Source organism: Bradyrhizobium sp. USDA 3650 (assembly GCF_054057395.1).
Map to the genome: position 1 here is coordinate 6,280,954 of NZ_JBSRZG010000001.1, position 15,095 is coordinate 6,296,048.

Sequence of the window (15,095 nt, forward strand, 5' to 3'; positions counted from 1 at the left end):
GAACCTGTCTACTTGGTGCCGAACATCCGGTCGCCGGCGTCGCCCAGGCCCGGCACGATATAGCCATGGTCGTTGAGCTGCTCGTCGATCGCGGCGGTCCAGACCGGCACGTCCGGATGCTCGCTCTGGAACTGCGCGATGCCTTCAGGCGCGGCCAGAAGGCAGACGAAGCGGATGTCGCGGGCGCCGCGCGCCTTCAGCAGCGAGGCGCCGGCGCAGGCCGAATTGCCGGTCGCCAGCATCGGATCCATCAGGATCACGGTGCGGTCCGACAGGTCCTGCGGCGCCTTGAAGTAATATTCGACGGCCTGCAACGTCTCAGGATCGCGGTAGAGCCCGATATGGGCGATGCGCGCCGACGGCATCAGCGCCAGCATGCCGTCAAGGAAGCCGACGCCGGCGCGCAGGATCGGCGCCAGCGTGAGCTTCTTGCCGGCGATCTTGGGCGCCCGCATCGGCGCAATCGGCGTCTCGATATCGACCAGCTCCAGCGGCAGGTCGCGCGTCACCTCGTAGCCGAGCAGCATCCCGATCTCGTTCAGGATCTCGCGAAAGCTCTTGGTCGAGCGGTCCTTCTCCCGCATCAGGGAGAGTTTGTGCTGGACCAGGGGATGGGCGACGACGTTGACGTTGCTGATGCTCATGAAACCGATCTACACGGTTCCGTGAAACTGCGCCAGATCGGCCGGGTGTTTTTGGCCACGCCTTTTAGCCGTGCCTCTTGGCCACGGAGCCGGTTGCTCGCCCCGTAGGCAGCCATGGTCAATTCGCGGTCGATGGGCGTGAGGGCTTATGCTCCGAGCCCGCGCGCCACGAGTGTGATGACGAGCGTCAGGACCGCGCCCCAGATCAAGCTCAAGGTCACCGTCAGGACCGTCGTGGTGATCGCCTGCTCCAGATTTCGCTTAAGCGGCTGCACGCTAGCTGTCCGAAGTTGGTGTCGCCGCGATGCGCGTGCTGAGCAGGAGCACGGCCATCAATGCGACCAGGATGATGATCTTCAGCTCAACCATGTCTGGAAAACCTCACGGTCAAGGCGCTGGTCACGCGTGGAGGCGCCAGACAAGGATCGCGGTCTTCAGCGCGATCAGCGCGGTAAGCACGCTTCCCATCGAGAGCATGGTCAGCGCGCCAAGGGCAAAGCGCTCGAACCGGGCCTTGCGTGCCGTTGACGGTCGCGCCGGGCGCTCGGCTCCATCGAAGGGCCGGTCAAAGCCATGTGTCAGCATCGACATGCTGGAAGTCCTCATTCGTGGCGGCGAAGCTGCCGCTTTGATCTGCCCTGCATGATGGCTGTCGCAGCATAGGAATGCGAGACGACTGTCGGTGCTGCGATATAGGAACGTCATAAGTGCCCCGAACCGGACTGTGTCCGGCCCACTAGCCGAAATTTTCGCAGCCGACCGGCTCATAGAGCGGGTCAGACGCGGGACGAACAACGGGAACGCTCGAACGCGAAACTTCCAGGGCCAATGCCTTGACCTCGATGAAAGCCGCCAGCAGCGCCAGCGAAAGATCGGCGTGGCGGGCCTCGACCGCGGCGTCGAGCCAATCCGGCAACTCGCGCTCGCGCGATAGCGCACAGTGCCATTCGCCCTCGTCATAGGCGATGCGGCGGACCCGCCATAGCGGCAGCTCCAGCTCGATCAGCGCCAGCGTGGCATCGGCCCAGGCCTCGACGTCGATCAGGCGCAAGATGCGTGCGGTGCGTTCGCTTTGTCCAAGCAAAGGGATGCGACGGCAGGCGTGCTCGATAATGTCGAGCATCAACGATCGGGTTATCGCCTGCGTGCTGTGCAAGCGATCGCTGAGTGACGGCGGTTCGTGGTGTCGGCGTGCGGCGGTCACGTCAGGCCTCCTGGAATGGCGTCGGTCAGTCGGCCGGCCTCTCCAGGATGGTCAAAACGGCATTTGAAAACGAGATGGGGACGGGGCGAGAGATATAGGTATTTCATAAGTGCGGGCATTGAACCGCCGCCGGCCCTTTATGAGATTCCTATAACTTCGCCACGGCCCTCGTCTCGAAAACCTATGCCCGCGGTGGCACTTCAGCCCAGTCAAAAGTCCCGGTGGGCGCCGTGGAAATGCACTGGCATTTCCTTTCACGCGCCGACCGGGTCTCCCGAGAAACGGTTGCGTCCAAATCAAGGGCGCAACGAGGAGTATCTCCATGATGGACGTTCTGATGCTGGCGCTGGGCTTCGGCTTCTTCGCCGTTGCGATCGGCTACACCTACGCCTGCGAACGGCTCTGAGGGAGCGGACCATGATCTTCGATTATTCGCTCGCAGGCGCCGTTTCGCTCGGCCTCCTGTTCTACCTCACTTACGCGCTGCTGCGGCCCGAGCGGTTCTGACCGTGCTCACGAAGCCTGAAGGGTTGATGTCATGACTGTGATCGGTTGGCTCCAGATCATTCTCTTTTGCGTCATTATCGTCGCGCTCACAAAACCGCTCGGCTGGTACATGACGCGCGTGTTCAACGGCGAGCGGACCTTCCTGTCGCCGGTGCTGCGTCCGATCGAGACCGGCATCTACTGGTTCTCCGGCGTCGACGAGAAGCGCGAGCAGCATTGGCTGACCTATACGGTCGCCATGCTGCTGTTCCATGTCGGCGGCTTCCTCATCATCTACGGCGTGATGCGGCTTCAGGATGTATTGCCGTTCAATCCAGCCGGGCAGTCGGCGGTCGCCGCCGACTTGTCCTTTAACACCGCGATCTCCTTCATCACCAACACTAACTGGCAGAACTACGGTGGAGAGAGCACGCTGTCCTATCTCGTGCAGATGCTCGGCTTGACGCACCAGAACTTCTTGTCGGCGGCGACAGGCATCGCGCTGGCGGTCGCCCTGATCCGCGGCTTCTCGCGTGCGTCGGCACGCACCGTCGGGAATTTCTGGGTCGATGTCACCCGCTGCACGCTCTATGTGCTGTTGCCGATCTGTATCGTCTATACGCTGTTCCTGGTCTCGCAAGGCATACCGCAGACGCTCAGTGACTATGTCGAGGCCACCACGCTCGAGGGTGCCAAGCAGACCATCGCGGTCGGGCCGGTCGCCTCGCAGGTTGCGATCAAGATGCTCGGCACCAATGGCGGCGGCTTCTTCAACGCCAACGCGGCACATCCGTTCGAAAATCCAACCGCGCTGTCGAACTTCGTGCAGATGCTGTCGATCTTCGCACTCGGCGCGGCGCTGACCAACGTGTTCGGCCGCATGGTCGGCAACCAACGCCAGGGCTGGGCGATCCTCGCGGTGATGGGCGTGCTGTTCCTCGCCGGTGTCGCCATCACCTATTGGGCGGAAGCCAGCGGCACCTCGACCATGCACGCGCTCGGCCTGACAGGCGGCAACATGGAGGGCAAGGAAGTCCGCTTCGGCATTGTCGCGTCCTCCCTGTTCGCCGTGATCACGACGGCCGCCTCCTGCGGCGCGGTCAACGCCATGCATGACAGCTTCACCGCACTCGGCGGCATGATTCCGCTGATCAACATCGAGCTCGGCGAAATCATTGTCGGCGGCGTCGGGGCCGGCATGTACGGCATGCTGCTGTTCGTCATCCTCGCGATCTTCGTGGCGGGCCTGATGGTCGGTCGCACCCCGGAATATGTCGGCAAGAAGATCGAAGCGCGCGAGGTCAAGATGGCAATGCTGGCCATCCTGGTGCTGCCGCTGATGATCCTCGGCTGGACGGCGGTCGGCGTGGTCTATCCGGCGGCGGTCGCCTCGATGGCAAATGCCGGGCCGCATGGCTTCACCGAGGTGCTCTATGCCTTCACGTCGGCGACCGGCAACAACGGCTCGGCCTTCGCGGGCCTCACCGGCAACACCTTCTTCTACAACCTCACGCTTGCAAGCGCGATGTTCGTCGGCCGCTTCTTCATGATCATCCCGGCGATGGCGATTGCGGGTTCGCTGGCCGCCAAGAAATCGATCCCGCCGTCCGCGGGCACCCTCCCGACCACCGGCGGGCTGTTTGTCGGCCTGGTCGTCGGCGTGATCCTGATCATCGGGGGACTGACCTTCTTCCCGGCGCTCGCGCTCGGCCCGATCGTCGAGCATCTCGCGATGAACGCCGGCCAAGTGTTCTGAGCAGCAAGTGTTCTGATTGATAGCCTTCTGATTGTTTGGAGTGACCTCCATGGATACCATGAAACTGCAAAAGCGTGCGTCCGTCTCGGCGATGTTCGATCCCAAGATCGTCGTGCCTGCGATCCGCGCGTCCTTCATCAAGCTCGATCCGCGCTTGATGGTCAAGAATCCGGTGATGTTCGTGGTCGAGATCGTGGCTGCGCTCACCACGGTGATCTTCCTGCGCGACCTCGTCACGGGCGGCGGGAATCTCGGCTTTACCTTCCAGATCATCGTCTGGCTCTGGTTCACTGTGCTGTTTGCCAACCTTGCCGAAGCGGTGGCCGAAGGCCGCGGCAAGGCGCAGGCGGAATCGCTGCGCAAGACCCGCACCGAGAGCCAGGCCAAGCTGCTGACCGGCTCCGACCGCACTTTCAAGTTGGTGCCGGGCACCAGCCTCAAGGTCGGCGACATCGTGCTGGTCGAGGCCGGCGATACCATTCCCTCCGATGGCGAGGTGATCGAGGGCGTCGCGTCCGTCAACGAGGCCGCCATCACCGGCGAGTCCGCGCCCGTGATCCGCGAATCCGGCGGCGACCGTTCGGCGGTGACCGGCGGCACCCAAGTGCTGTCCGACTGGATCCGCGTGCGGATCACGGCAGCTCAAGGCTCGACCTTCATCGACCGCATGATCAAGCTGGTCGAGGGCGCCGAGCGGGCGAAGACCCCGAACGAAATCGCGCTCAACATTCTGCTGGCCGGCCTCACCATCATCTTCGTGTTCGCCACCGTCACCATCCCGAGCTATGCGGCCTATGCCGGTGGCTCGATCTCGGTGGTTGTGCTGGTTGCGCTGTTCGTGACGCTGATCCCGACCACGATTGGCGCACTGCTGTCGGCGATCGGCATCGCCGGCATGGACCGCCTGGTCCGCTTCAACGTGCTGGCGATGTCCGGCCGTGCCGTCGAGGCCGCCGGAGACGTCGACACGCTGCTGCTCGACAAGACCGGAACGATCACGCTCGGCAATCGCCAGGCGACCTCCTTCCGCCCGGTGCGCGGCGTCACCGAGCAGGAGCTTGCTGACGCGGCTCAGCTCGCCTCGCTCGCCGACGAGACCCCGGAGGGCCGTTCGATCGTGGTGCTGGCCAAGGAGAAATACGGCATCCGTGGCCGCGACATGGCCGAGTTGGGAGCTACCTTCATCCCGTTCACGGCGCAGACCCGCATGAGCGGTGTCGATGCCGGCGGCTCGTCGGTGCGCAAGGGGGCGGTCGATGCGATCCTCAACTATGTCGGTGGCGGTGCACCGCTGGTGGTCGCCTCCGGCAACACGGCTCGTTCCATCCAGCCCGCCGGGCTCTCGGACATCGGCCGCGAGATCCAGACCATTGCCGACGACATATCGAAGGCCGGCGGCACGCCGCTGGCGGTCGCCAGGGACGGCAAGCTGCTCGGCGTCATCCAGCTCAAGGACATCGTCAAGGGCGGCATCCGCGAGCGCTTTGCCGAGCTGCGGCGCATGGGCATCCGCACCGTCATGATCACCGGCGACAATCCGATGACGGCGGCCGCGATCGCAGCGGAAGCCGGCGTCGACGACTTCCTGGCGCAGGCAACGCCCGAGGACAAGCTCAAGCTGATCCGCGACGAGCAGGCCAAGGGCAAGCTGGTGGCGATGTGCGGCGACGGCACCAACGACGCCCCGGCACTCGCCCAAGCTGACGTCGGTGTCGCCATGAACACCGGCACGCAGGCGGCTCGCGAGGCCGGCAACATGGTCGACCTCGACTCCAACCCGACCAAGCTGATCGAGGTGGTCGAGATCGGCAAGCAGCTCTTGATGACGCGCGGCGCGCTGACCACGTTCTCGATCGCCAACGACGTCGCGAAATATTTCGCGATCATCCCGGCGATGTTCCTGGCGTTCTACCCCCAGCTCAACGTGCTCAACATCATGAACCTGTCGAGCCCACAGAGCGCCATCCTGTCGGCGATCATCTTCAACGCGCTTGTTATCATCGCGCTGATCCCGCTGGCGCTGAAGGGCGTCGCCTATCGTGCGGTCGGGGCCGGCGCACTGCTCCGGCGCAATTTGCTGATCTACGGCCTCGGCGGCATCGTCATTCCCTTCATCGGCATCAAGGCGATCGACCTGGTGGTGACCGCTTTACGCCTGGCTTAACCCCGTCATTGCGAGGAGCGAAGCGACGAAACAATCCAGACTGCCTCCGTGGAAAGATCCTGGATTGCTTCGCTTCGCTCGCAATGACGAAAGAAATAGGAGAAACACATGCTCAGAGAAATCCGCCCTGCCATCGTCCTGCTGCTGGTGCTCACCGCCATCACCGGACTTGCCTATCCGCTCGCGATGACCGCTATTGCCGGCGCGATCTTCCCCGCGCGGGCGCAGGGCAGCCTGATCGAGAAGGACGGAAAGGTGGTCGGCTCCGCCCTGATCGGGCAGGAGTTCAAGGACGACAAATATTTCCACGGCCGTCCCTCGGCGACGGTGGCGCCGGATCCGAACGATTCGACCAAGACGGTGCCGGCGCCCTACAACGCCGCCAATTCGGGCGGCTCCAATCTCGGCCCGACCAGCAAGGCGCTGGCGGACCGGCTGAAGGAGGATGTGGACAAGCTCAAGGGCGAGAACCCGAATGTCGCCGTGCCGGTCGATCTCGTGACGACCTCAGCCAGCGGCATCGATCCAGATATCTCGCCGGAAGCGGCGCAATTCCAGGTGCCGCGCGTCGCGAAAGCGCGAAATGTGGCGGAGGATCAGGTCAAGCAAATGGTGGCTTCCAACACCCAGGGCCGCCTGCTCGGCCTGATCGGCGAGCCGCGGGTCAACGTGCTGGCTCTCAATCTCGCGCTCGATCGTGCCACGAAGTAGTCTAGGCTAGGTCCGCGCGGATGATTATATTGATCTGATGGTCCGAGAGCGCCGCGATCCCGAACAACGTCCTTCGCCCGAGGCGCTGCTGGAAGCCGCGCGCCGGGAGGAGGGCGTGAGCGGCAAGCTGAAGATCTTCGTTGGCGCCGCTCCCGGCGTCGGCAAGACCTACGAGATGCTGCAAAGCGCCCACGCCAAGCGCAAGGCCGGCATCGACGTCGTGGTCGGCTTCGTCGAGACCCATGGCCGCGCCGAGACCGAGGCGCTGGTGCGCGGGCTGGAGGTGATCCCGCGTAAGAAGCTCGATTACCGCGGCCAGATTGTCGAGGAAATGGACCTCGACGCCGTGATCGCGCGCCGGCCGAAAATCACGCTGGTCGACGAGCTCGCCCACACCAATGCTCCCCTTTGCCGCCATCCCAAACGCCATCTCGATGTCGAGGAGCTGCTGTCCCACGGCATCGACGTCTACACCGCCGTCAATATCCAGCACATCGAGAGCCTGAACGACGTCGTCGCGCAGATCACCCATGTGCGGGTGCGGGAGACCGTGCCGGATTCGGTGTTCGACCGCGCAGACGCCATCGAGCTGATCGACCTCACGCCCGACGACCTGATCCAGCGGCTGAAAGAGGGCAAGGTCTATGTCCCCAGGCAGGCCGAGCGGGCGCTGGAGCATTATTTCTCGCCGGGCAACCTGACGGCGCTGCGCGAACTCGCGCTGCGGCGCACGGCCGAACGGGTCGACGAGCAGCTGCTCACCCACATGCAGGCGAACGCGATCGCGGGTCCCTGGGCCGCGGGCGAGCGCATCCTGGTCTGCGTCAGCGAAGATCCGCGCGCGGCCAGCCTCGTGCGCTATACCAAGCGGCTGGCCGACCGGCTGCACGCGCCGTTCATCGCGGTGTCGATCGAGACGCGGCGATCCCTGCAAATGTCAGATGAGGAGCGCGACCGGCTGGCCGATACGCTGCGGCTCGCGGAATCGCTTGGCGGGGAGGCGCTGACGATTCCGGGCGTGGGCCGCCGCCTCGCCGACGACGTCGTCAACTTCGCGCAGGGCAACAACGTCACCCAGATCGTGATCGGCAAGTCGACGCGCTCGCTCTGGTTCGAGATGACGCGCGGCTCCGTCGTGCATGATCTGGTGCGCCGTGCCGGCAATATCAGCGTGCATGTCATCCCCGGCGACGAGCTCACGAGCGAGCCGGCGCCGAAGACGGCGGTGCAGACCGCAACGCGATCGGACCCGTTCGATGCGCGGCCCTATCTGAAGGCACTCGGGATCACCGCGCTTGGCCTCGCTGCCGCCGTGGCGATCAAGCCGTATTTCGGCATTGAGAACGTCGACCTGATGTTTCTGACCGCCGTGGTGACGGTTGCCGTGCGCTACGGATTGTGGCCGTCGCTGCTTGCGAGCGTCGCGGCGTCGCTCGCCTACAATTTCTTCTTTCTGCCGCCGGTCTATACCTTCACCATCACCGATCCGACCAATGTCGCGGCGTTCTTTTTCTTCATGCTGATTGCGTTCGTGGTGTCGAACGTGGCGGGGCGGGTCCGCACCCAGGCTGATGCTGCGATCGGCCGCATCCGGACCACCGAGCAGCTCTATGCTTTCAGCCGCAAGCTCGCCGGCACCGGCACGCTCGACGACGTGCTGTGGGCGACCGCCTACCAGATCGCGCTGATGCTGAAAGTCCGCGTGGTGCTGCTGCTGCCGGAGGACGGCCTGCTCACGGTGAAGTCGGGCTATCCCCCCGAGGACGATCTCGATCAGGCCGACCTCGCCGCCGCCAACTGGGCCTGGAGCAATGACCGTCCTGCCGGCCGCGGCTCGGACACGCTGCCGGGTGCAAAACGGCTGTTCCTGCCGATGCGCACCGGGCGCGGCCCGATCGGCGTCATCGGCATCGACAACGACCGCACCGGTCCCTTGCTGACGCCAGACCAGCGCCGGCTGCTCGACGCGCTGGTCGACCAGGGCGCGCTGGCGATCGAGCGCGTGCTGCTGGTCGAGGACGTCGATCGCGTCAAGCGCTCCGTCGAATCCGAGCGGCTGCGTTCCGCGTTGCTGACCTCGATTTCACACGACCTGAAGACGCCGCTCGCATCCGTGCTGGGCGCTGCCTCGACCATGCGCGATCTCGCCAGCGCGCTCTCCGACACCGAGAAGCGCGACCTGCTCGCCACCGTGATCGACGAATCCGAACGGCTCAACCGCTTCATTGCCAATCTGCTCGACATGACCAAGCTCGAATCGGGCGCCATCGTGCCGAACGCTGCGTTGCACGATCTCGGAGAGATCGTCGGCAGCGCGCTCCGGCGCGCAGCCAAGATCCTCACCGCCCACAAGGTGGAGCTGGAGTTGGCCGCAGACCTTCCCATGCTCCAGCTCGATGCGGTGCTGTTCGAGCAGGTGCTGTTCAACCTGCTCGACAACGCCGCCAAATATTCGCCGCCCCACGCGACGGTCTCGATCCGCAGCCGGCGCGACAGCGATCATGTGGTGCTCCAGATCGCCGACGAGGGCGACGGCATTCCGTCCGAGGAGCTCGAGAGCGTGTTCGACAAGTTTTATCGCGCGCAGAAGGGCGACCATGTTCGTCCCGGCACCGGGCTGGGGCTCGCCATCTCCCGCGGCTTCGTCGAGGCGATGCGTGGCACGATCTCGGCTGCGAATCGCAGTGACCGGAGCGGCGCGGTACTGACCATCCGCCTGCCCATTCCGGCCCGGACCCGCGCATTGGATACCGCCGCATGAGCGCTGCCCCGATCAAGGTGCTGGTCATCGACGACGAGCCGCCGATCCGCAAATTGCTGCGGATGGGGCTCTCGACGCAAGGCTATGAGATCCTGGAGGCGTCGAACGGCAAGACCGCGCTGGAGAAGCTCAGCGAGGATCCCGCGCTGATCATCCTCGATCTCGGCCTGCCCGATATCCAGGGCCATGAGTTGTTGCGTACCATCCGCGCCCGCAATGAAGCTGTGCCGATCGTGGTGCTGTCGAGCCGTGGCGACGAGGCCGGCAAAGTGGAGGCGCTCGATCTCGGTGCCGACGATTACCTGACAAAGCCATTCGGCATGGACGAGCTGCTGGCGCGCCTCCGCGCCGCGCTGCGGCACCAGCTTCAGATCCAGGGCGAACGGCCGGTGTTTCGTGCCGGCGATCTCTCGGTCGATCTGGTGCGCCGGATCGTCAAGGTCGGAGAGCGCGATGTCAAACTGTCGCCGAAGGAATATGACCTCCTGCGTGTGCTGGTGCAGCACGCCGGCAAGGTGCTTACTCACAGATTCCTGCTGAGGGAGCTCTGGGACGAGCTGACCGACGCGCAATATCTACGCGTCTATGTCCGCCAGCTCCGGCAGAAGATCGAAGCCGATCCGGAACGGCCGCAATATGTGCTGACGGAGACGGGCATCGGCTATCGGTTGAAGGCGGGGGACTAGGCTGACCACGTGCGACGATCCGTCATGGCCGGGGTTGTCCCGGCCATCCACGTCCTGATGTGGGGGACCCGAGAACGTGGATGCCCGGGACAAGCCCGGGCATGACGACCGAAATGGCGGCGCAAGCCTGCATCAACATCGTCATTGCGAGCGCAGCGAAGCAATCCAGACTGCCTCCGCGGAAACATACTGGATTGCTTCGCTGCGCTCGCAATGACGGATTAAATCAACCCGCCTTCCTCTGTCGCGCCGTCGATCGGTGCGTCTTCTTCGCGGCGCGCTGCCGCCCCGATGCCCGGCGCGCATGGGACTTCGCCGCCGTCTTCTTCCCGCCGCGCCCCTTCAAGCTCTGCTTCAGCGCATCCATCAGGCTGACGACGTTGCTTGGCTTCTCCTCAGGCTCAGGCAGTTCGATTGTCTTGCCGCTGGCCTTGCGCTTCACCAGCGCTTTCAGCGCGTTCTCGTAGTCGTCCTTGAACTTGCTGGGATCGAAATGGGAGGCCTTGGTCTGGAGGATATGGCCGGCGAGCTCAACCATGTCCTTGGTGATCTTCGGGCTCTTGATGTCGTCGAAGAACTGGTCTTCGTCGCGCAGTTCGTAGGGGAAGCGCAGCGTGGTGCCGAGCAGACCCTTGCCGAGCGGCTCGATCGCGATGATGTGCTCGCGATTGGTGAGCACGATCTTGGCGAGCGCGACGCGATCCTGGTCCTTCATGGCGTCGCGGATCACGGCGAAGGCATCGACCGCGGCCTTGCCGTCGGGCGCGATATAGTAGGGATGGTTGAGATAGCGCTGGTCGATTTCGTCGCTCGGCACAAAACTCTCGATGTCGATGGTGTGGTTGCTCTCGATCTGGACCGCTTCGAGCTCCTCCGGCTCGATCTCGACATATTTGCCCTTGCGCAGCTCGTAGCCGCGGCCCTTCTGGTCGCTCTCGACGACGTCGCCGGTCTCGGCGTCGATCATCTGCTGCTTCAATCGGTTGCCGGTCTCGCGGTTGATCATGTGAAACCGCGTCTTCTCGGCCGCGGTGGTCGCCGGATAAAGCACAACGGGGCAACTGACCAGCGAGAGCTTCAACGTTCCCTTCCAATAGGCGCGCGGTGCCATTCCGTTCTCCAGCGTCTGCGAGTCATTTTGGAACCCCAACCGTCCCGCGGGGTTTTGGTTCCGGGTGGGATGCGGGCCGTGATAGGCTTCCACGCCGAAAGAGAATCCGGGACCAGTCGTGCTGCAAAAGCTCTCCAAGTATCGACAGAAACGTGATTTCGAGAAGACGCCGGAGCCGTCGGGCAAAACCGCGGTGGCGCCATCGAAGCAGCGGCGCTTCGTGATTCAAAAGCATGACGCTTCGCGGCTGCACTACGATCTGCGGCTCGAGTTCGATGGGGTCTTCAAGTCCTGGGCGGTGACAAAAGGGCCCTCGCTCGATCCGCACGACAAGCGGCTGGCCGTCGAGGTCGAGGATCATCCGCTCGACTATGGCGACTTCGAGGGCACGATTCCGGAAGGCCAGTACGGCGGCGGCACGGTCATGCTGTGGGATCGCGGCACATGGGAATCCGAAGATCCCGAACGCGGTTTCAAGAAGGGCGATCTGAAGTTCACCCTGCATGGCGAGAAGCTGCACGGCAGCTGGGTCCTGGTACGCATGCGCAACGACCGCACCGGCGGTAAACGGACCAATTGGCTCCTGATCAAGCATCGCGACGAACATGTCCGTGAGGGCGCAGACAACGACATTCTCGAGGAGGACAAATCGGTCGCCTCCGGGCGCGCGATGGAGCAGATCGCCGGAGGCAAGGGGCGCGCGCCAAGACCGTTCATGCTGGCGAAGGGCACCAGGGCCAAGGCCGACGCGGTCTGGCAGTCCAACCGGGCGGACGAGGCGAAAGAACGCACGGTCACGCCGGCACCCCGCGCGGCGTTGAAAACCGGAAAAACGGCAAAGGAGAAAGCCACGACTGCCACGAGCGCGAAGAAGGCGGCGGAGATGCCGGATTTCGTGGCGCCGCAGCTCTGCACCTCGGTCGAGCGCCCGCCGGGGGGCGAAGGCTGGTGCCACGAGATCAAGTTCGACGGTTACCGCGTGCAGCTGCGGGTCGAGGGCGGCAAGGCGACGTTGAAGACGCGCAAAGGCCTCGACTGGACCGAAAAATTCGCAAGCATTGCGAAGGAAGCGGGCGCGTTGCCGGATATGATGATCGACGGCGAGATCGTCGCGCTCGATCACAACGGAGCACCCAATTTTTCGTCACTCCAGGCCGCGCTGTCGGACGGGAAGACCGACGAGCTCATCTTCTTCGCCTTCGACCTCCTGTTCGTCGAAGGCCTCGATTTGCGGCGGCTACCGCTCGGGGAGCGCAAGGACCGCCTCAAGGAGCTCCTGGAGGCACGTAAGAAGAAATCGAGCCAGATTCGCTATGTCGAGCATTTCGAAAGCGGCGGCGACGCCGTGCTGCAATCGGCCTGCAAGCTCGAGCTCGAGGGGGTGGTGTCGAAGAAGCTGGACGCACCTTATCGTTCGGGGCGGACGGAAAGCTGGACCAAGGCCAAATGCCGCGCTGGCCATGAGGTCGTGATCGGCGGCTACAAGACCACCAACGGCAAATTCCGCTCGCTGATGGCCGGCGTGCACCGCGGCGATCATCTCGCCTTCGTCGGCATGGTCGGCACCGGCTTCGGCGCGGACAAGGTCAAGCGCATCATGCCGTCCTTGAAAGCCATGGAGGCGAAGCAAAGCCCCTTTGGCGGCAAGAACGCACCGAAAAAAGCGCGGGAGGTGCACTGGCTGAAACCGGAGCTCGTGGCGGAGATCGAGTTCGCCGGCTTCACCGCCGACGGCAATATCCGCCAAGCCGCCTTCAAAGGGCTGCGGCAGGACAAGCCGGCGGCGGAGGTCGAGGCCGAGACACCGGTCGATACCGAGCTTGCTGAGCCCTCGACGAAGCGGCGCGCCAAGCCGCGCGCGCAAGCGAAGACTGGCGCACGAACGGCCCAGGCTGGCGGCAGTGCCGAAGTGATGGGAGTTGTCATCTCCAAGCCGGACAAGGAGCTCTGGCCGGACGACGGCAATGGCGATCCCGTCACCAAGCTGGATCTCGCGCGCTATCTCGAAGCTGTCGGCGAATGGATGATCGTGCACCTCAAGGGCCGTCCGTGCTCGCTGATCCGCGCGCCCGACGGCATTAAGGGCGAGTGCTTCTTCCAGCGCCACGCCATGCAGGGCACGTCGAACCTGCTGGAGCTCGCGCGGGTCTCCGGCGACCGCAAGCCTTACCTGCAGATCGATCGCATCGAGGGGCTCGCGGCCGTAGCACAGATCGGCGGCGTCGAGCTGCATCCCTGGAATTGCGCGCCTTACGCCTACGATACTCCGGGCCGGCTGGTGTTCGATCTCGATCCCGCGCCCGACGTCGTCTTCGCCGAGGTCGTCGAGGCCGCCAAGGAGATGCGGCAGCGGCTGACCGACATCGGCATGGAAAGCTTCTGCAAGACCACCGGCGGCAAGGGCCTGCACGTCGTGGTACCGCTGCGTCATGGCGCGCGCGATCAGGTGAGCTGGAAGGAGGCCAAGGCCTTTGCACAAGGCGTTTGCCAGTGGATGGCGGACGACGATCCCGAGCGCTATCTGCTCAACATGTCGAAGAAGCTGCGAACGGGAAAGATCTTCCTGGACTATTTGCGCAACGACCGCATGTCGACGGCGGTGGCCCCTCTGTCGCCGCGCGCGCGCGCCGGCGCCACCGTGTCGATGCCGCTCACCTGGGCGCAGGTGAAGACCGATCTCGATCCGAAGCGGTATACGTTGCGGACGGTGCCGGGGCTGCTGCCGCGGTCGAAGGCGTGGGATGGTTATGACGATGCGGCCGTGTCGATCAAGACAGCGATCAAGAAGCTCGCGACGAAAAAGAAGTAGGGTGGGTTAGCGAAGCGTAACCCACCACTTCTGTTGACGCGGAAAGAAAAGAGGTGGGTTACGCCTTCCGGCTAACCCACCCTACCGAACCCAGCTAGATCCGTCCCAGCAGCAACAGGATCAGCAAGATCACGATGACGAGCCCGAGGCCGCCGCCGCCGTAATAGCCGGTGCCGTAGAACGGGCCGCCGCCGATGCCGCTGAAGCCGCCGAGCAGCGCGATGACCAAAATGATCAGAATGATCGTACCGATAGACATGCGGAATCTCCTCCGGCCCTTCGTTGGAAGGGTCTCTTGCAACCTGTCCCGTTGTGCGATGGCAACTTGCCGCAGGTTTTAAAGTTCCGCCAATGAAACACGGGGTGCACGCTCAACTTGCATGGAACCTTTGTGGTACCGGCCGGCATGATTATGTGAGGTTCAATCACTAGCTGGGCAGAGCCATGTCAGCACCGCTTGTCGTCTCCATTCCCCATCGCCTCGGCCGCGAGGAGGCGGTGCGCCGGCTCAAGACCGGGCTCGGCCGCGCTGCCGCCAGCATTCCCGTGATGCAGGTCGAGGAGGAGCGCTGGAGCGGCGACAGCATGAACTTCCGCATCCGCGCGCTCGGGCAGATCGCGACGGGGCAGGTCGACGTCGCCGACGACCATGTCAAGGTGCAGGTGGTGCTACCCTGGCTATTGCAGCGCTTTGCGGAGATGGCACAGGCCACGATCCGCAAGCGCGGCCAGCTGCTGTTGGGCAAAGACGCGAAAAGTTAGC

Annotated in this window: 14 protein-coding genes; 8 read left to right on the top strand and 6 right to left on the bottom strand. The window is 64.0% G+C overall.

Going from position 1 to position 15,095, the window contains the following annotated elements; all coding sequences use genetic code 11:
• Window positions 1-8 precede the first annotated feature (8 nt).
• From upp to ACVIN2_RS29525, 4 genes are all read right to left on the bottom strand, one after another.
• A complete protein-coding gene (gene upp / locus ACVIN2_RS29510; protein WP_456768270.1) occupies window positions 9-644 on the bottom strand; it encodes a uracil phosphoribosyltransferase in 636 nt (211 codons plus the stop codon).
• 146 nt (window positions 645-790) lie between these two features.
• Entirely contained in the window at window positions 791-919 is a 129-nt protein-coding gene (locus ACVIN2_RS29515; protein ID WP_456768271.1) for a hypothetical protein, read from the bottom strand.
• Between the two features lie 124 nt (window positions 920-1,043).
• A complete protein-coding gene (locus tag ACVIN2_RS29520; RefSeq protein ID WP_456768272.1) occupies window positions 1,044-1,235 on the bottom strand; it encodes a hypothetical protein in 192 nt (63 codons plus the stop codon).
• A 145-nt stretch (window positions 1,236-1,380) separates the two neighbouring features.
• The gene (locus ACVIN2_RS29525; RefSeq protein WP_456768273.1) at window positions 1,381-1,848 is read right to left on the bottom strand and encodes a hypothetical protein; all 468 of its coding nucleotides are present in this window, start codon (window positions 1,846-1,848) and stop codon (window positions 1,381-1,383) included.
• 417 nt (window positions 1,849-2,265) lie between these two features.
• Here ACVIN2_RS29525 and ACVIN2_RS29530 point away from each other — a divergent pair, with 417 nt between their 5' ends.
• From ACVIN2_RS29530 to ACVIN2_RS29555, 6 genes are all read left to right on the top strand, one after another.
• Complete coding sequence (locus ACVIN2_RS29530) at window positions 2,266-2,355, top strand: K(+)-transporting ATPase subunit F (protein ID WP_018454042.1); 90 nt, start codon at window positions 2,266-2,268, stop codon at window positions 2,353-2,355.
• A gap of 31 nt (window positions 2,356-2,386) precedes the next feature.
• A complete protein-coding gene (kdpA, locus tag ACVIN2_RS29535; protein WP_456768274.1) occupies window positions 2,387-4,090 on the top strand; it encodes a potassium-transporting ATPase subunit KdpA in 1,704 nt (567 codons plus the stop codon).
• A gap of 49 nt (window positions 4,091-4,139) precedes the next feature.
• Window positions 4,140-6,254: a potassium-transporting ATPase subunit KdpB gene (gene kdpB / locus ACVIN2_RS29540; RefSeq protein ID WP_456768275.1), complete on the top strand. Its 2,115-nt coding sequence runs from the start codon at window positions 4,140-4,142 to the stop codon at window positions 6,252-6,254.
• Between the two features lie 108 nt (window positions 6,255-6,362).
• The gene (locus ACVIN2_RS29545; protein ID WP_456768276.1) at window positions 6,363-6,965 is read left to right on the top strand and encodes a K(+)-transporting ATPase subunit C; all 603 of its coding nucleotides are present in this window, start codon (window positions 6,363-6,365) and stop codon (window positions 6,963-6,965) included.
• 37 nt (window positions 6,966-7,002) lie between these two features.
• A complete protein-coding gene (locus ACVIN2_RS29550; protein ID WP_456768277.1) occupies window positions 7,003-9,726 on the top strand; it encodes a DUF4118 domain-containing protein in 2,724 nt (907 codons plus the stop codon).
• Complete coding sequence (locus tag ACVIN2_RS29555) at window positions 9,723-10,412, top strand: response regulator (RefSeq protein WP_456768278.1); 690 nt, start codon at window positions 9,723-9,725, stop codon at window positions 10,410-10,412. The genes ACVIN2_RS29550 and ACVIN2_RS29555 overlap by 4 nt, the downstream gene beginning before the upstream one ends.
• Window positions 10,413-10,638: 226 nt before the next feature.
• Here ACVIN2_RS29555 and ku read toward each other — a convergent pair whose 3' ends face one another.
• The gene (gene ku, locus ACVIN2_RS29560; protein WP_456768279.1) at window positions 10,639-11,523 is read right to left on the bottom strand and encodes a non-homologous end joining protein Ku; all 885 of its coding nucleotides are present in this window, start codon (window positions 11,521-11,523) and stop codon (window positions 10,639-10,641) included.
• Between the two features lie 118 nt (window positions 11,524-11,641).
• On the opposite strand from ku, the gene ligD reads away from it, so the two are divergent.
• On the top strand, window positions 11,642-14,332 hold the full coding sequence (gene ligD / locus ACVIN2_RS29565) for a DNA ligase D (RefSeq protein WP_456768280.1): 2,691 nt from the start codon (window positions 11,642-11,644) through the stop codon (window positions 14,330-14,332).
• A 94-nt stretch (window positions 14,333-14,426) separates the two neighbouring features.
• Here ligD and ACVIN2_RS29570 read toward each other — a convergent pair whose 3' ends face one another.
• Entirely contained in the window at window positions 14,427-14,591 is a 165-nt protein-coding gene (locus ACVIN2_RS29570) for a DUF3309 family protein (protein ID WP_007595743.1), read from the bottom strand.
• Between the two features lie 185 nt (window positions 14,592-14,776).
• Between ACVIN2_RS29570 and ACVIN2_RS29575 the strand changes: the two genes are divergently transcribed.
• The gene (locus ACVIN2_RS29575; protein ID WP_219681182.1) at window positions 14,777-15,094 is read left to right on the top strand and encodes a polyhydroxyalkanoic acid system family protein; all 318 of its coding nucleotides are present in this window, start codon (window positions 14,777-14,779) and stop codon (window positions 15,092-15,094) included.
• Window position 15,095: the final 1 nt, after the last annotated feature.